The organism is Streptomyces angustmyceticus (genome assembly GCF_019933235.1).
GTDB classification, from domain to species: Bacteria; Actinomycetota; Actinomycetes; order Streptomycetales; family Streptomycetaceae; genus Streptomyces; species Streptomyces angustmyceticus.
The window spans coordinates 4116410-4131556 of record NZ_CP082945.1 but is presented as its reverse complement, the minus strand read 5'-3'; the positions used below and the strand labels follow the sequence as shown (position 1 = coordinate 4131556).

17 protein-coding genes and 1 riboswitch are annotated in these 15147 nt (G+C 74.9%); of the genes, 9 read left to right on the top strand and 8 right to left on the bottom strand.

What is annotated here, in order from left to right; all coding sequences use genetic code 11:
• Positions 1-41: 41 nt before the first annotated feature.
• A riboswitch (cobalamin riboswitch) is annotated at positions 42-114 on the bottom strand.
• A gap of 180 nt (positions 115-294) precedes the next feature.
• From cobG to K7396_RS18525, 3 genes are read left to right on the top strand one after another with little or no spacing between them, the layout of a single operon-like run.
• Positions 295-1686: a precorrin-3B synthase gene (cobG, locus tag K7396_RS18535; RefSeq protein WP_223660075.1), complete on the top strand. Its 1392-nt coding sequence runs from the start codon at positions 295-297 to the stop codon at positions 1684-1686.
• A gap of 55 nt (positions 1687-1741) precedes the next feature.
• Positions 1742-2419: a precorrin-8X methylmutase gene (locus K7396_RS18530; RefSeq protein WP_086721126.1), complete on the top strand. Its 678-nt coding sequence runs from the start codon at positions 1742-1744 to the stop codon at positions 2417-2419.
• A complete protein-coding gene (locus K7396_RS18525; RefSeq protein ID WP_086721127.1) occupies positions 2416-4092 on the top strand; it encodes a precorrin-2 C(20)-methyltransferase in 1677 nt (558 codons plus the stop codon). The genes K7396_RS18530 and K7396_RS18525 overlap by 4 nt, the downstream gene beginning before the upstream one ends.
• 125 nt (positions 4093-4217) lie before the next feature.
• On the opposite strand, the gene K7396_RS18520 is transcribed toward K7396_RS18525, so the two are convergent.
• Genes K7396_RS18520 through K7396_RS18510 form a run of 3 tightly spaced genes read right to left on the bottom strand, consistent with a single transcriptional unit; the run spans position 4218 to position 5481 of the window.
• Entirely contained in the window at positions 4218-4445 is a 228-nt protein-coding gene (locus K7396_RS18520) for a DUF397 domain-containing protein (protein ID WP_086721128.1), read from the bottom strand.
• Between the two features lie 5 nt (positions 4446-4450).
• A complete protein-coding gene (locus K7396_RS18515; RefSeq protein ID WP_086721129.1) occupies positions 4451-4660 on the bottom strand; it encodes a DUF397 domain-containing protein in 210 nt (69 codons plus the stop codon).
• On the bottom strand, positions 4657-5481 hold the full coding sequence (locus K7396_RS18510; RefSeq protein WP_223660073.1) for a helix-turn-helix domain-containing protein: 825 nt from the start codon (positions 5479-5481) through the stop codon (positions 4657-4659). The genes K7396_RS18515 and K7396_RS18510 overlap by 4 nt, the downstream gene beginning before the upstream one ends.
• 129 nt (positions 5482-5610) lie before the next feature.
• On the opposite strand from K7396_RS18510, the gene K7396_RS18505 reads away from it, so the two are divergent.
• A complete protein-coding gene (locus K7396_RS18505) occupies positions 5611-5838 on the top strand; it encodes a hypothetical protein (RefSeq protein ID WP_086721131.1) in 228 nt (75 codons plus the stop codon).
• A gap of 159 nt (positions 5839-5997) precedes the next feature.
• Here K7396_RS18505 and K7396_RS18500 read toward each other — a convergent pair whose 3' ends face one another.
• Positions 5998-6813, bottom strand: a complete 816-nt coding sequence (locus tag K7396_RS18500) for a cobalt-precorrin-6A reductase (RefSeq protein WP_086721132.1) — start codon at positions 6811-6813, stop codon at positions 5998-6000.
• Between the two features lie 17 nt (positions 6814-6830).
• Here K7396_RS18500 and K7396_RS18495 point away from each other — a divergent pair, with 17 nt between their 5' ends.
• Positions 6831-8036, top strand: a complete 1206-nt coding sequence (locus K7396_RS18495) for a cobalt-precorrin-5B (C(1))-methyltransferase (protein WP_152104779.1) — start codon at positions 6831-6833, stop codon at positions 8034-8036.
• Between the two features lie 25 nt (positions 8037-8061).
• Here the strand turns inward: K7396_RS18495 and K7396_RS18490 are convergent, their stop codons facing one another.
• Positions 8062-8412, bottom strand: coding sequence for a hypothetical protein (locus tag K7396_RS18490; protein WP_086719540.1), 351 nt, complete (start codon positions 8410-8412; stop codon positions 8062-8064).
• 655 nt (positions 8413-9067) lie between these two features.
• On the opposite strand from K7396_RS18490, the gene K7396_RS18485 reads away from it, so the two are divergent.
• Positions 9068-9295, top strand: a complete 228-nt coding sequence (locus K7396_RS18485; protein WP_086719539.1) for a bacteriocin — start codon at positions 9068-9070, stop codon at positions 9293-9295.
• Positions 9296-9399: 104 nt separating this feature from the next.
• Here the strand turns inward: K7396_RS18485 and cobM are convergent, their stop codons facing one another.
• The 3 genes from cobM to K7396_RS18470 form a co-directional block, all read right to left on the bottom strand.
• Positions 9400-10209, bottom strand: coding sequence for a precorrin-4 C(11)-methyltransferase (cobM, locus tag K7396_RS18480; RefSeq protein WP_086719538.1), 810 nt, complete (start codon positions 10207-10209; stop codon positions 9400-9402).
• A complete protein-coding gene (cbiE, locus tag K7396_RS18475) occupies positions 10206-11558 on the bottom strand; it encodes a precorrin-6y C5,15-methyltransferase (decarboxylating) subunit CbiE (protein ID WP_086719537.1) in 1353 nt (450 codons plus the stop codon). The genes cobM and cbiE overlap by 4 nt, the downstream gene beginning before the upstream one ends.
• A 167-nt stretch (positions 11559-11725) precedes the next feature.
• Complete coding sequence (locus K7396_RS18470; RefSeq protein ID WP_223660071.1) at positions 11726-11995, bottom strand: hypothetical protein; 270 nt, start codon at positions 11993-11995, stop codon at positions 11726-11728.
• Positions 11996-12221: 226 nt separating this feature from the next.
• Here K7396_RS18470 and K7396_RS18465 point away from each other — a divergent pair, with 226 nt between their 5' ends.
• From K7396_RS18465 to K7396_RS18455, 3 genes are all read left to right on the top strand, one after another.
• The gene (locus tag K7396_RS18465; protein WP_086719536.1) at positions 12222-13241 is read left to right on the top strand and encodes a cation diffusion facilitator family transporter; all 1020 of its coding nucleotides are present in this window, start codon (positions 12222-12224) and stop codon (positions 13239-13241) included.
• Positions 13242-13364: 123 nt separating this feature from the next.
• A complete protein-coding gene (locus K7396_RS18460; RefSeq protein ID WP_086719535.1) occupies positions 13365-13997 on the top strand; it encodes a hypothetical protein in 633 nt (210 codons plus the stop codon).
• Between the two features lie 167 nt (positions 13998-14164).
• Complete coding sequence (locus K7396_RS18455; RefSeq protein WP_223660070.1) at positions 14165-15145, top strand: hypothetical protein; 981 nt, start codon at positions 14165-14167, stop codon at positions 15143-15145.
• Positions 15146-15147: the final 2 nt, after the last annotated feature.

Below are 15147 nucleotides of genomic sequence, written 5' to 3'. Positions count from 1 at the left end.
CCTCGGGGTGTCCGCGCCCCGGGTGGTCGTAGGGACGGCGGGAGTTCCTGGCTCGCCCGGCAGCTGCCGGGTTCACAGTGGCGGGACCGCGCCGGATTCTCACCGGGCTTCCTCCCCGGGGCCGCAGCCCCTGCGCCGTCGCTGGCGTCCGGCGGGTCAGCCGACCCACCGACCTGCATAGTAAGGGCTGTGGCCGGGCGAGGTAAGCGGGCCTTCGGACCGGCCGCGGCGGCCCGCGCGCGTGGCCGGATCCGGCCCGGATCGGCGCCCGCACCCGTGGGTATGCTCGCGGCCATGCCGCCCTCCCCCTCGACACGGCCGCAGGCCGCCGCACCGCTTCCGCGGGACCGCGGTGACGCCTGCCCGGGAGCGCTGCGACTGCATCCGGCCGCCGACGGCGGACTCGCCCGAGTCCGGCTGCCCGCCGGTGATCTGACGGCGCATCAGGCAGCTGCCCTGGCCGACGCCGCCGAGCTGCTCGGCGACGGCCACCTCTCCCTCACCTCCCGCAGCAACGCCGAACTCCGCGGCCTCGCGGAGGGCTGCGGCGCCCGCCTCGCCGGCCTGCTGCGCGACGCGGGCCTGCTGCCCTCCGCGGCCCACGAACGCATCCGCAACATCCTCGCCTCGCCGCTGGCCGGACTGGACCGGCACACCCCGTCTGACGTGCGACGGTGGGCCCGTGAGCTGGACGCGCTGCTCTGCGCGGGCGAGTGGGCGACCGCCCTCTCCGGCCGTTTCCTGTTCGTCCTGGACGACGGACGGGGCGACGTGGCGGCGCTCGGCGGAGATGTGACCTTGCTCGCAGAAGCGGGACCGGGCGACGACGGCACGGGCCCGGCGGGCGGCGGCGCCCTGCTCCGCGTCGGCGACGATCCGGCCGCGCTGCGGATCGCCGGCCCGGACGCGCCGCGCGCCGCGCTCGCCGCCGCCGGGGCCTTCCTCGCCGCCGCCGGGGCGAGCGGCAGCGGCGCCTGGCGGGTCCGCGAACTCCCCGCCGCACACGCGCTGCGGGCCCGGGACATCGCCGAAGCCCTGCGGTCGGCGGGCCTCGAAGCGGCGTACGTGGCCGCGCACGGGCCCGCTTACGGAGCCGAACCGCCCGCACCCGGCGCCCGGACCCGTCCGCCGTACGCCGACTCCTCCGCCCCCGGCATCGTCGAGGGCCCCGGCGGCACGCGCTCGCTCTCGGTCCTGGCGCCGCTGGGCCGGCTGACGGTGGCCCAGTGGCGGCTGCTGACCGCGATCGCGGCCGAGGACGGCGCCGGCGCGCTGCGCCTCACCCCCTGGCGCGGCATCGTCCTGCCCGGACTGCCGGCCGCCGCGGCGCCGGACCGGCTGGCGCGGCTCGCCGCCGCCGGCCTGGTCACCGACCCGGCCTCCCCCTGGCACCGCCTCGGCGCCTGCACCGGCCGCCCCGGCTGCGCCAAGTCCCGCACCGACGTACGGGCCGACGCCACGGCCGCCGTCGCCGCCGGCACGACGGTCCCGGACGCGGCACCCGCCGGCCGCCCGCCCGCGGGCCTGCCCGTGTACTGGTCCGGCTGCGAACGCCGCTGCGGACACCCGCACGGCGCCTGGGTCGACGTACTCGCCACGGCCGAGGGCTACCGGACAGCCCTGGTGGGCCCGGACACCGAGCCGCCCGCCGCGCCCGGCACGACGGCCCCGCCCCCGGCCCCATGAACCACCCGGTCCACCGCACCGACCCGAACCGCCCCCAAGCCCCGTGCACCACCCCATGAACCACCCGAGCCCTCCCGCACCCGACACCCCCGAGGCCCACGTGACCGCGTTCGACTACGAGAAGGACGGTGCGGCGATCTACCGCCAGTCCTTCGCCACCATCCGCGCCGAGGCGGCCCTCGACGGCCTGCCCGCCGACGTCAGCCAGGTCACGGTCCGCATGATCCACGCCTGCGGCATGGTCGACCTGGTGCGCGACCTGGCCTACACCCCCGACGTGGTGGCCCGTGGCCGCGCGGCCCTGCGCGCCGGCGCCCCGATCCTCTGCGACGCGAACATGGTCGCCAGCGGCGTCACCCGCAAGCGGCTGCCGGCGGACAACGACGTGCTGTGCACCCTGGCCGATCCGTCGGTCCCCGGCCTGGCCGCCCGGATGGGCACCACCCGCAGCGCCGCGGCCCTGGAACTGTGGCGGGACCGCATGGAAGGCGCCGTGGTCGCGTTCGGCAACGCCCCCACCGCCCTCTTCCGGTTCCTCGAAATGATCGAGGAGGGCGCGCCCCGCCCGGCCGCCGTCATCGGCATACCCGTGGGCTTCATCGGCGCCGCCGAGTCCAAGGACGCGCTGATCGCCCATCCGTCGAAGCTGGACCACATCGTGGTGCGCGGACGCCGCGGCGGCAGCGCCATGGCCGCGGCCGCGATCAACGCCATGGCGAGCGAGGAAGAGTGAGCGTGAGCGAGCAGCAGGCAACCGGTGCGAGCAGCGCCGCGACCCCGGCAGGACCCGGCCGCCTCTACGGCGTCGGCCTCGGCCCCGGCGACCCGTCCCTCATGACGGTCCGGGCCGTCCAGGTCATCGCGCGGGCCGATGTCATCGCCTACCACAGCGCCCGCCACGGACGGTCCATCGCGCGCTCCATCGCCGCCGAGCACCTCCGCCCCGACCACATCGAGGAGGCGCTGGTCTACCCGGTCACCACCGAGTCGACCGACCACCCCGGCGGCTACCGCGGCGCCCTGGACGAGTTCTACGAGTCCGCGGCCGCCCGCCTCGCCGCCCACCTCGACGCCGGCCGCACCGTCGCCGTCATCTCCGAGGGCGACCCGCTCTTCTACGGCTCCTACCAGCACATGCACAAGCGGCTGGCCCACCGCTACCCGACCGAGGTCGTCCCCGGCGTCACCTCCATCAGCGCCGCCGCCGCCCGCCTGGGCAAGCCGCTCGCCGAGGCCGACGAGGTCCTGACGATCCTCCCCGGCACGCTCCCGGAGGAGGAGCTGACTGCCCGCCTGGCCTCGACCGACACCGCCGTCGTCATGAAGCTGGGCCGCACCTTCCCCACCGTCCGCCGCGCCATGGAACGCTCCGGCCGCCTCCCCGAGGCCCACTACGTCGAACGCGCCACGATGTCCGGCGAACGCACGCGGAAGCTGGCCGACATCGACGCGGAGACCGTCCCGTACTTCTCCGTCAGCGTCGTCCCGAGCCGCATCGCGGACCTGCCGCCGGCGGAGGCTTCGTCGGGTGCCGGGGCCGCTGCCGGTGCCTCCGCGACGCCCGCCGCCGGGGACGCCGACGACGAGACGACGTCGGCACCCCCCACCGCTCCGACCGCCTCTGACGACACGGCGCCGGCATCCCCCGCCGCCCTCCCCGGCGAGGTCGTGGTCGTCGGCACCGGCCCGGCCGGCCCCCTCTGGCTGACCCCTGAGTCCCGCGGCGCGCTCGCCGCCGCCGAGGACCTCGTCGGCTACACCACCTACCTGGACCGCGTCCCGCTGCGCCCCGGCCAGCGCCGCCACGCCTCCGACAACAAGGTCGAGTCCGAACGCGCCGAACTCGCCCTCGACCTGGCCCGCCGCGGCCGCCGGGTGGCCGTGGTCTCCGGCGGCGACCCCGGCGTCTTCGCCATGGCCACCGCCGTCCTGGAGGTCGCCGCCCAGGACCCGTACCGCGCGATCCCCGTACGCGTCCTGCCGGGCGTCACCGCCGCCAACGCCGCCGCCGCCCGCGCCGGCGCCCCCCTCGGCCACGACTACGCGGTCATCTCCCTCTCCGACCGCCTCAAGCCCTGGGAGGTCATCGCCGAACGCCTCCACGCGGCGGCCTCCGCCGACCTGGCCCTCGCCCTCTACAACCCCGGCTCCCGCAGCCGCACCTGGCAGGTCGGCAAGGCCCGCGAACTCCTCCTGGAACACCGCGTCCCCGACACCCCGGTCATCCTCGCCCGCGACATCGGCGGCCCCGAGGAGTCCGTCCGCACCGTGCACCTGGCCGACCTCGACCCCACCCAGGTCGACATGCGCACCCTCCTGATCGTCGGCTCCTCCCAGACCCAGGCGGTACGACGCGACGACGGCACGGAGATCGTGTGGACGCCGCGGAGGTATCCGGAGGCGTGATCCGGGGCGGGAAGGCCGGGGCTTACAGACGGGCCCCGGCCGACCTGCGCGCTCGCGGGGGCGCGGTCAGGCGTGTGCCAGCCATCAGGGGTACGGGCGCGTACCCGTACCCCTGGCGCTCCGTCTCAGCCGAGCCGACCGTCCTTCACGCCCCCTATGAAGGCCGCCCAGGCAGCGGCCGGGAACAGCAGCACGCCACCGGTCGGATTCTTACTGTCACGCACCGGGACGGCACCGGGGAAACCGTCGGATACCTCGACGCAGTTGTTGGCTCCCCCATCGCTGTAGCTGCTCTTGCGCCACGCGATGACGGACGGGTTCGGGATCGTCCTCACGGCTTGCTGCCCTCCCATTGTCCTCAGCTCAGTGGGTTCGCCTTGACCGTGGCTATGAACGCCGACCACGCAGCAGCCGGGAACAGCAGCACGCCACCGGTCGGATTCTTGCTGTCACGCACCGGGACGGCACCGGGGAAGCCGTCGGATACTTCGACGCAGTTGTCGGCTCCGCCATCGCTGTAGCTGCTCTTACGCCACACGGGATCGACCAGGTCGCTGACTGTCTTCATGGTCTGCTGTCCTCCACCAACTGCTCGATGAACGCTGCTGAATCAGACGGCGAGAGGGCCTCGTCGCGGAGCCGATCGTAGGACAGGCGATATTGCTCAACTCCTTCTGGCTCTTCGATCAGCTCACCCGACCTGTTGCCTTCCAAGTAGGCAACGGCACTACCGTCTGCCATCCACAAGAGCCAGAGCGAACCACCCATCAGGCTATGCACTCCGGCAGAGAACGGAAGAACCTGAACGGTCACGTGCGGTGACTTGGCGGCCTCCGAAATCCGCATCAGCTGGTCACGCCAGATGACGGGGTCGCGCGCCGGCCGCCGCAACGCCGACTCGTCGAGGATGACCCGCACATGCGGCGGTCGGGGACGCTGCAGCAGCTCTTGTCTGCCCAGTCGGGCAGCGACGTCCTCTTCGATCGAATCGGAGTCCATGGGCGTGGTCGCCGACGACAGCACCACTCGTGCGAAGCCCTCGGTCTGCAGCAATCCGGGGATGGCACTCGCGTACGTATGGAGAATCGTCGCCTTCGCCTCAAGCCTCATGAACTCCCGGTACTTGTCATTGAAGGCATCCAGCCGCGCCAGCCCCCACAGCCGCATCAGGAGACCGCCCGTGGCGTAGGCCCGGTCCAGGGCCTCCATGACCGGGAGCTTGGAGAGGCGTTCGCCGGTCTCCAGGCGGTGCAGGTAGGTGCGGTCGTAGTTGGTCTCCTCGGCGAGCTGGGCCAGTGACTTTCCGGACTCTTCCCGCAACCGCTGGAGTTCGCAGGCGAGGACCCAGCGGGCCGAGCCCTCGTACTCCTCGGAATTCTTTTCGACCATTCCCCGATCCCTTTGTTGTCCCGTCCCGACGGCAACGCCAACTCCCTTTTGGAAGCCGTCCGTTGTGCCGACTCTAGGACCGTGAAAGGGCTGTCGCAGCCCAGTCAGGACTCGAACCGAGGAGAGGAAATGGGAATGGCGGAGCGCGGTCCGGTGGCCGGGAAGATCAGGGACGCGGAGCAGGCGTGCGGGGAGCTGCGGACGGCGCTGAAGGGGGCGGGCATCACCCTTCCGTCCCTGGCCGTGGACGCGGTCTCGCTGGCGGATCACTTTCCGCGGCCGCTCGTGGAGCTGGGCCGGTGTACGCCGGAGGTGGCGCGGCGGCTCGCGGACGCGGTGCGGACCTCCGCCCCGTGAGCGAGGGGAACGGCGATTCCGCGGCGGTCCGTGCGCCGGACGGGGAGGAGGAAAGCGGCGCCTCGGAGGAAGCCCGGAAATCCGGGGAACCCGAGAGACCCGAGGGCCCCGTGAGCCGCCGCGAGGAATTAGCGAAAAGGGTGCGCGAGGCCAATCACTTCAGCGTGCACTGGCCTCGCTGAAAACGCGGCGCAGCCACTGCGCGGCCTCGTCCGGGTCCGTCGCCACCGGCACGCCCTCCGGGAGCGGTGGGCGTCGTACGACCACTACGGGGACGCCGGCCTCCCGGGCGGCCGTCAGCTTGGGGGCGGTCGCGGCGGCGCCGCTGTCCTTGGTCACGAGGACGTCGATGCGGTGCTCCCGCAGCAGGGCCCGTTCGCCCTCCAGTGTGAAGGGGCCGCGGCCCAGGAGGGTCGTCATCCGGGGCGGGTGCGGCGGCTCGGGGGCGTCGACGGAGCGGACGAGGAACCAGAGGTCGGTGAGGTGGGCGAAGTGGGCGAGGCCCATGCGGCCGGTGGTGAGGAAGACGCGGTTGCCGAGGGCGGGGAGGGCGGCGGCGGCCTCGTCCAGGGAGGTGACCTGATGCCAGTCGTCGCCGGGTCCCGGCACCCAGCCGGGCCGGCGGAGGACGAGCAGGGGAACATGGGCGGTGGCGGCGGCCAGGGCCGCGTTGTGACTGATCGTGTCGGCGAAAGGATGGGTGGCGTCGATGAGCGCGTCCACCGCGTGCGCGCGCAGCCAGCGGGCGAGGCCCTCGGGGCCGCCGAACCCGCCGATGCGCACCTCCCCGGCGGGCAGCCGCGGCGCGGCGACCCGGCCGGCGAGCGAGGTCGTCACGCGCGGCGCGGGCTCCGGCACCGTGGCGGACCCCGGTGCCCCGGCGGGCTCCGGCGCCAGGGCGGCGGCCAGGCGGCGGGCCTCCGTGGTGCCGCCGAGGATCAGGACGTGGCGTGGCGGGCGGGCTGCGTCGGGCATGGGATGTGGGTTCCTCCGTGGCTGAGGCGCAACCGCAGGGTACGGGGCGGCAGGGGACGGGCAAGGCCGCGGGCGGGCGCAGCGCGCAGCTCGCGCACACCGGGCTGCGGCCCGGCTGGACGACCGGGGCCTGTGCGACGGCGGCGAGCACGGCCGCGTACACGGCGCTGCTGGGCGGGGAGTTCCCGGATCCGGTGACGATCACCCTGCCGAAGGGGCAGACGCCGTCCTTCGCGCTGGCGGTGGAGGAGCTCGCGCCGGGGCGCACGGCCGCCATGGCGGGCGTGGTGAAGGACGCGGGCGACGATCCGGACGTGACCCACGGGGCGCTGGTCCGGGCCACCGTGCGGCCGCTGCCGGCCGGGTCGGGGGTCGTGTTCCGGGCGGGGCCGGGGGTCGGGACCGTGACCCGGCCCGGACTGCCGCTGGACGTGGGGGAACCGGCGGTCAACCCCGTGCCGCGGCAGATGATGCGCGAGCACCTGGCGCGGGTCGCGGAGCGGTACGGCGGCGCGGAGGCGGCGGCCGACATCGAGGTGGAGATCTCCGTCGATCACGGGGAGGAGATCGCCCGCAGCACCTGGAACCCGCGGCTGGGGATCCTGGGCGGGCTGTCGATCCTGGGGACCACCGGGATCGTGGTGCCCTACTCCTGCTCGGCCTGGATCGACTCCATCCGGCGCGGCGTGGACGTGGCGCGGGCGGCGGGGCGGCGGCATGTCGCCGGGTGCACGGGGTCGACGTCGGAGAAGGTCGCCGTCGCCCTGCACCACCTGCCCGAGGACGCGCTGCTGGACATGGGGGACTTCGCGGGGGCGGTGCTGAAGTACATCCGGCGCCATCCCGTGGAGCGGCTGACCATCTGCGGCGGGTTCGCCAAGCTGTCCAAGCTGGCGGCCGGGCATCTGGACCTGCACTCCGCGCGGTCCCAGGTCGACAAGGGGTTCCTGGCGGAGCTGGCCCGGCGGGGCGGGGCCGACGAGGCGCTGGCGCGGGCGGTGGCCGAGGCCAACACGGGCCTGGCGGCGCTGCAGTTGTGCGCCGCGGCGGACGTCCCGCTGGGGGATCTGGTGGCGGCGACGGCGCGGGACGAGTCGCTGGCCGTGCTGCGGGGGGCGCCCGTCGCGGTCGACGTCATCTGCATCGACCGGGCGGGCATGGTGGTGGGGCGGGCGGAGCCGCGGGGACCGGGGGACGCCCGTCAGCCAGGCCCGCTCCGCTGACGGGCTCCCCCTGTCTGTGCACCCGTCAGGTGCGCAGCCCGTACCGGGTGGCCACGCAGTCGTTGCCGCGGCCGGTGAGCCGTCCCAGCGCCGTGCCGAGGGCGCAGCTGGTCAGCTGCAGCGGGTTGTCGCGGAAGCGCCCCATGCTGTCGAAGCCGGCCTGCCGGCGGTCGTAGCGGCCTGCCGGGCGGGTGTTGAGCCGGACCGGGCTGTCGTGCGTCCACGGCGAGCTGTCGTGCGTCTGCGCCGGGGGCTGTGCCGGGGTGTTCGCCGCCTGCGGGGTGTGGTCCCTGCCGTCGGCTCCGGCGACGCCGCCGCCGAAGAGCGTCAGCAGGACGGCGGCGCCGACCGCACCGGCGGCCAGTCTGGTACGCATCGTGGCGCACTCCTTTGCTTCGGCCCCCCTGGGGTGTCGCAGCTTCCTTACCGGCCCCCGCCTGCCGCGTAACGGACATTCACCCCTATGCGGTCGTGCGGTCAGCCGGACGGGCCCGGGACGCGGGTCCGCCCGGCGGCAGGGGGAGTGTCTTTGGCGGACGTACCGCCTTTCGGTACATTCCCTTCACCGAAAACCCATATTCGAAAACAGCGGACCGACAGCGCGACGGCGCCCGCGAGAGACGGCGCGCATCTCGGGCGACCTACCGCGTATTTCCGGGTTCACCGTAAATTCATAACCCGTGTGACGACCAGGCCGACAACCCGCATCACAATTCTCGTTACGCGGAAAATGCCGACATCCCGCACCATCCCGCGCGACGGGGACGCCACGCTCCCCATCGGGCAAGAGTCGGACGAAGCCGCACGTCAACGCGGTCGTGCTGGCACTTTTCGGGGAGATGAAAATCGCCACGTCACGTTGCGGCGAAACCCCTCTCCGTGATTGCATTTCATGAACACACGGGCGCCGTTATACGCGTCATTTCGCGGTTTTCGGCGTCCGGTGCCAGGTGACCACGTTGCGGCCGGGTTGCTCCACAGTTCGGCCTGCATTGGTTCACAATCCACAGCATTCACGAAAAGGGCACACCATGCGCAACGACTTCACCCCTGCCACGGAGATCTCCGACAGCGAGCTGGAGAACATCTCCGGTGGTCTCGCCGGCGGCGGCGCCGGCGCCGGCGCCGACATCGCCGGGCACGGCACCTCCGTGAACGTCGGCGGCTTCGTCGGCGCCGGCGCGTCGATCTCCCCCGAAGGCGTCTCCGCGCAGGTCTCCGGCTCCGCCCTGGCCTCGGTGCACGCCAACGGCCTCTGAGCAGACCGGCAATTCACGCAGCCGGACGCACCGGAGCCCCGGGACCTTCGTCCCGGGGCTCCGGTGCGTCCGCGTCCGCCCTGGGGCAGGGCGTGCCGGCCGGCTCAGGGCGTGTCGGCGGGAGCGGGCACGGAATCCTGTGCACCGCCTCCTCCCGCACCGCACCCGCCGTGCGGCCGCTCGCGGTCGGCCGAGTAGAGGTGGCTGTCGCGGAACTGCTCGGCGCCCAGGGTGCGGCCGACCATGATGACGGCGGTGCGGACCACGCCCGCGGCCTTCACCTGGCCGGCGATGTCGGCGAGGGTGCCGCGCAGGACCAGTTCGTCGGGGCGGGAGGCCAGGGCGACGACGGCGGCCGGGCAGTCGGCGCCGTAGTGCGGCAGGAGTTCGCCGACGACCCGGTCGACGTACATCGCCGCCAGGTGGAGGACCAGCAGCGCGCCGCTGCGGCCGAGGGTGGCGAGGTCCTCGCCCTCGGGCATGGGGGTGGCGCGCTGGGCGACGCGGGTGAGGATGACGGTCTGGCCGACGGTGGGGACGGTCAGTTCGCGCTTGAGGGCGGCGGCCGCGGCGGCGAAGGCGGGGACGCCGGGCACGACCTCGTAGGGCACCCCGGCCGCGTCCAGCCGGCGCATCTGCTCGGCGACCGCGCTGAAGACGGACGGGTCGCCGGAGTGCAGCCGGGCGACGTCGTGGCCCTCCTCGTGGGCGCGGACCATCTCGGCGGTGATCGTGTCGAGGTCCAGCTGCGCGGTGTCGACGAGCCGGGCGCCGGGCGGGCACTCGGCGAGCAGCTCGCGCGGCACCAGGCTGCCGGCGTAGAGGCAGACCCCGCAGGAGGCGAGCGTGCGGGCGCCGCGCACGGTGATCAGGTCGGCGGCGCCGGGACCCGCGCCGATGAAGTGGACGGTCATGGTTGCTCGGTCTCCTGGGGCAGGGCGGACGGGGACGGGGAGGCGGCGGGCGGCTTCACGGCCGACCACTGGGTGACCGGCATCGCCTGCCGCCAGCCGGTGAAGCCGCCGACCGGCACCGCGTGCGAGACGGCGAGCCGGACCAGTTCGCCGCCGTAGCGCCGGTGCCAGTCGGCGAGCAGCGCCTCGGACTCCAGCGTCACGGTGTTCGCGACGATCCGGCCGCCCGCGGGCAGCGCCGCCCAGCACGCGGCCAGCAGGCCGGGGGCGGTCAGCCCGCCGCCGATGAACACCGCGTCCGGGGTCGGCAGTCCGTCCAGGGCGGCGGGCGCCGACCCGTGGACGACGCGCAGCGCGGGGACGCCGAGCGCGCGGGCGTTGCGGCCGATCCGCTCGGCCCGTACGGCGTCGCGCTCGACACTGAGAGCGCGGCAGGTGCGGTGCGCGCGCAGCCATTCGACGGCGATGGAGCCGGAGCCGCCGCCGATGTCCCACAGGAGTTCGCCGGGGGCGGGCGCCAGCGCGGCGAGGGTGGCGGCGCGGACATGCCGCTTGGTGAGCTGGCCGTCGTGTTCGTAGGCGGCGTCGGGGAGGCCGGGGACGGTGGCCAGCGGCGGGGTGCCGGGCGCGCGGCGGCAGTCGAGGGCGATGACGTTGAGGGGGTCGGAGGGCGGGGCGTCCCAGCCGTCGGCGGTGCTCTCGGCGGTCCGTTCGCGGGGACCGCCGAGCTGCTCCAGCACCCGCATCCGGGTCGGGCCGAAGCCGCGGTCGCGCAGCAGGGCGGCGACCTCGGCGGGGGTGCCGGCGCCGGCGGACAGCACCAGCAGGCGGTGGCCGTCGTACAGGGCGCGGGCCAGGTTGTCGGCGGGCCGTCCGACGAGCGTGACGACCTCGGTGTCCTCCAGGGGCCAGCCGAGGCGGGCGCAGGCGTAGGAGACGGAGGACGGGTGGGGGAGGATCCGCAGCCGCGGCCGCGACGGGCCGCCCGCCGCGGCCGGCTCCTGCCCCTGCCCCTGCTCCTGCTCCTGCTCCTGCTCCGACAGCACCTCGGTCAGCGTCCGCCCGATGCCGTAGAACATCGGATCGCCGCTGGCCAGCACGCATATCCGGCGCCCGGCGTGCGCGGCGAGCAGTCCGGGGACGGCGGGGCGCAGGGGCGAGGGCCACGGGACGCGCTCACCGGCGCACTCCTCTGGCAGCAGCGCGAGCTGGCGGGGGCCGCCGATCAGCACCTCGGCCGTCCGCAGGGCCTGCCGGGAGGCGGCGGGCAGGCCGTCCCAGCCGTCGGCCCCGATGCCGACGACGGACACGGGTTCAGGAGCGGCCGGGGCGGGGGGTGCGGGGCTCACTGCCGAGTACCTCAGAGGTCGGGAGGGCCGGACCCGAGGCACCCGAGGACGGGGCACCGGTCCGGGGGACGGGAGCCGAACTTTACTGACCGGTCGGGTCGTGCCGTCCCGCTGCCCCCCGTGGACCCGCGCTCCGCGGCGCCCGCCGGTGCCGCCCGCGCCGGCCCTCAGGCCAGCAGCGCGACGAGGAACTGCCCCGCGAACAGGAACGCCGCGCAGAAGCCCACCCCGGCCGGCAGCCACTGCCAGATGCCGCGCGGGGAGTCGAAGCAGACCAGGTAGCCGAGCACGGAGACCACACCGGTCAGGGCGCCCAGCCAGAAGGGGAGGCCGTCGTGCTGCCCGTACAGGACGGCGACGGCGGTCAGCAGGCCCAGCACCGTCAGGATCTGGCCCTTGCCGGGGGCGGGCCGCGCGGTGACGCCCGTAGCGCTCATAGCGCCGGATGCTACCCGGGCGCCGGGGCCGCGCCGGCTTCCCACGCCCGCCGGGGAGCGGACATCCGCGCTCCGCTTCCCGTCGCCGCCCCGTCCCCGTTCACACCGCTCTGACCAGGCACGATGAGCCGTTCGACGGTAATGACAACGGTCACCGATGCAGCCTTTGGATCTTTCGCCGAAGTGCGGTTTGCTTCGCAGGGAGGAGCCAGGAAGGAGCGCGCCCATGACCGAGCACGCCCACAGCCACGGGCACAGTCACAGCCACGCCCACGGGGTCGCACCGGACGCCGACCGGCGCTGGCTGCGCAGCGCGCTCATCCTGCTCACCGCGTACATGGCGGTCGAGGTCGTCATCGGTGTCGTGGCCCAGTCCCTGGCGCTGATCTCGGACGCCGCCCACATGCTCACCGACGCGGTCTCGATCGTGCTGGCCCTGGTCGCGATGCGGCTGGCCGCGCGGCCCGCGCGCGGCGAGTACACCTACGGCCTCAAGCGCGCCGAGATCCTCTCCGCCCAGGCCAACGGCATCACCCTGCTGCTGCTGTCCGTCTGGCTGGCGTACGAGGCGGTCCAGCGGCTGATCTCGCCGCCCGCGGTCACCGGCGGGCTGGTGCTGGTCACCGCGCTGTCCGGGATCGTGGTGAACCTGATCTGCACCTGGCTGCTGTCCCGCGCCAACCGCTCCAGCCTCAACGTCGAGGGCGCCTACCAGCACATCCTCACCGACCTGTTCGGCTTCGTCGCCACCGCGCTCGCCGGTCTGATCGTGCTGACGACGGGCTTCGAGCGGGCGGACGCGATCGCCTCGCTGGTGGTCGTCGTGCTGATGCTGCGGGCCGGCACGGGGCTGGTGCGCGAGTCCGGACGGATCTTCATGGAGGCCGCACCGGCCGGCGTCGACCCGGACGCGCTGGGCGAGCACCTGGTCGCCACGGACGAGGTCGTCGAGGTGCACGACCTGCACATCTGGCAGATCACCTCCGGGCAGCCGGCGCTGTCCGCGCACATCCTGGTGGCGCCGGGCGGCGACTGCCACAAGGTCCGGCGCAGCCTGCAGGAGCTGCTGAGCGGCGAGTACGGCATCAGCCACGCCACCCTCCAGGTCGATCACGTCGGCGAGCAGGGCGCGCACCACGACGTGCTGACGCTGGGCCCGCGCCCCGCGGCCGACCCGGAACGGCAGGCCGGTCACTGCGAGGACGCCCACGGACCGGTGCACCGGTCGGGGCCGCGCCGGCGCTGAGGGACCGGCAGCCGCGGGCCGGAGCACCGACCGCGGGGCCGCCGCCCCCTCACTCGGGTGAACCCGGGCCGGGAGAACGCCGCCTGCCGCCGGTGACGGGCGCCGCGATGCTCGGATGACGGCATGAGAACCGCCGTTGTCTGCGCACTGCTGTGCGCCGCCGCGCTCCCCGGACCGTCCGCCGCGTACGCCGCGCAGGCACCGCCCGCCGCCCGGCACGCCCCCCAGGCACCGCCCGCCGTCTCGGTCACCGTGGCGGTCACCGACGGCCGGGACGACGCCGAGGCCGGCAGACGGCTCGACTACCGCATCACCGTGCACAACCTGGGCGCCACCACCGTCCGCGGGGCCCGCATCGAGCAGGAGATGCCGGCCACCACGGTCTCCGCCACCGCGCCCGGCGCCACCGTCGAAGGGCGCGGCGAGCGGGAGCAGAAGGCGGTCTGGCGCGCCGACCTGCCCGCGCACGACATCCAGGTGTTCACCGCCTCGGCCGTGCTCGGCGACCGCACCGGGGACACCGGCAGCGCCGCGCCCGGCACCCTGCGCGCCGCCTCCACGGTCTGTGTCTACGTCGGCGGGTCCTACGCGCCCACGGCCTGCTCGGGCGATCTGGACGACCTGCCGGAGACGCGCGCGCAGGCCGCGAGCGGCGGCGGCTGGGTGGGGTGGGCGGTGGCGGCCGCGGTCACCGCGCTGTTCGGTCCCGGAGTGGTGCGGGCGGTACGGCGGCGGCGCGCCCCGCAGCCGCGCTGAGCCCGGTCCGGGCCGCGCGCGGTCACCCGTTGGCACCGGTCCCGCTCGCGCGCCACGGGGGTTCGCACTTGCCTGGAAGCAGGCCACAGGGCACGTCGTGAGGGTCCTCCCGGTCCGGCCGGTCCCCGGACGCGCCCGCCGTCCGCCGGGCAGGAAGGACCCACGCGATGCCAGCGAGCGCCCCCGCGTCCCCGGGCGGACCGGTGGCGGCGCGGGCGCCGTGGCGGCGCGGGCGGGCGGTGGCCGGCGGGGTGCTGCTGCTGGTGGGGGTGGTGCTGCTGCCGCTGGGGCTGGCCGCGACCTGGGCGCGGGCCGAACTGTCCCAGACCGACAGCTATGTGGCGTCGGTGGCCCCGCTGGCCGGGAACACCGCCGTCCAGGACGCGGTCGTCCACGACGTGACGGACGGGGTGATGGCGCACATCCGGCTGGACGGGCTGCTGGACGCCGTGCCGCGCGCCGAGCGCCCCGCGCTGCGGCGGCACGTCACCCGCGGCCTGCGCGGGTTCGTGGACAAGCAGGTGCGGCAGGTCGTCACCGGGCGCGGCTTCCCCGCGATGTGGAACGGGGTGCACCGGGCCGCCCACCGGACCCTGGACGGCAGCCTGGCCGCGTCCGGCCGCTCCCCGGTCACCCTCGACCTCACCCCGGTCGTGGACCGGGTCAGGCGTCAGCTGTCGCACAACGGCATGGGGCTCGACCTCGTCCACCGGGTGCCGCGGGCCGGGGTGGAGATCGTGCTGCTGAAGGCGCCGGACGTGCCGCGGGTCCGGGCCGTCTACCGCGTCGTGCGCACCGGGGCGCTGCTGCTGCCGCCCGCCGCGGTGCTGTGCCTGGCCGGCGGGCTGCTGCTGGCGCGGCACCGGCGGCGGGCGCTGATCTGTACGGGGCTGGGCTGCGCGGTCGCCGCCGCGCTGCTGGCCGCCGCGCTGGCGCTGGTGCGCGGCCGGGCCCTGGACGCCCTGCCCGCCGTGGTCTCCCGGCCCGCCGCGGGCGCCTACGCCGACGCGCTCACCGGGCCGTTGCTCGGCGGGGTCTGGCTCCTCGCCGGCGCGGGCGCCCTGACCGCGAGGCTGGCCGCCGCGGGGCCGCCGGCGGCCCGTGCGCTGCTCGCCCGCCGCCTCGCCCGCGCCGCCGCCGGGCCCTGACC

Excerpts from the sequence above, each read along its gene's own strand:
- K7396_RS18500 (WP_086721132.1), bottom strand. The coding sequence starts at position 6,813 with ATGCCCGACGCAGCCCGCCCGCCACGCCACGTCCTGATCCTCGGCGGC.
- K7396_RS18465 (WP_086719536.1), top strand. The coding sequence starts at position 12,222 with ATGACCGAGCACGCCCACAGCCACGGGCACAGTCACAGCCACGCCCAC.
- K7396_RS18520 (WP_086721128.1), bottom strand. The coding sequence starts at position 4,445 with ATGGGAGGGCAGCAAGCCGTGAGGACGATCCCGAACCCGTCCGTCATC.
- cobG (WP_223660075.1), top strand. The coding sequence starts at position 295 with ATGCCGCCCTCCCCCTCGACACGGCCGCAGGCCGCCGCACCGCTTCCG.
- K7396_RS18455 (WP_223660070.1), top strand. The coding sequence starts at position 14,165 with ATGCCAGCGAGCGCCCCCGCGTCCCCGGGCGGACCGGTGGCGGCGCGG.
- K7396_RS18505 (WP_086721131.1), top strand. The coding sequence starts at position 5,611 with ATGGGAATGGCGGAGCGCGGTCCGGTGGCCGGGAAGATCAGGGACGCG.
- K7396_RS18470 (WP_223660071.1), bottom strand. The coding sequence starts at position 11,995 with ATGAGCGCTACGGGCGTCACCGCGCGGCCCGCCCCCGGCAAGGGCCAG.
- K7396_RS18530 (WP_086721126.1), top strand. The coding sequence starts at position 1,742 with ATGAACCACCCGAGCCCTCCCGCACCCGACACCCCCGAGGCCCACGTG.
- K7396_RS18490 (WP_086719540.1), bottom strand. The coding sequence starts at position 8,412 with ATGCGTACCAGACTGGCCGCCGGTGCGGTCGGCGCCGCCGTCCTGCTG.
- cobM (WP_086719538.1), bottom strand. The coding sequence starts at position 10,209 with ATGACCGTCCACTTCATCGGCGCGGGTCCCGGCGCCGCCGACCTGATC.
- K7396_RS18485 (WP_086719539.1), top strand. The coding sequence starts at position 9,068 with ATGCGCAACGACTTCACCCCTGCCACGGAGATCTCCGACAGCGAGCTG.
- K7396_RS18510 (WP_223660073.1), bottom strand. The coding sequence starts at position 5,481 with ATGGTCGAAAAGAATTCCGAGGAGTACGAGGGCTCGGCCCGCTGGGTC.
- K7396_RS18460 (WP_086719535.1), top strand. The coding sequence starts at position 13,365 with ATGAGAACCGCCGTTGTCTGCGCACTGCTGTGCGCCGCCGCGCTCCCC.
- K7396_RS18515 (WP_086721129.1), bottom strand. The coding sequence starts at position 4,660 with ATGAAGACAGTCAGCGACCTGGTCGATCCCGTGTGGCGTAAGAGCAGC.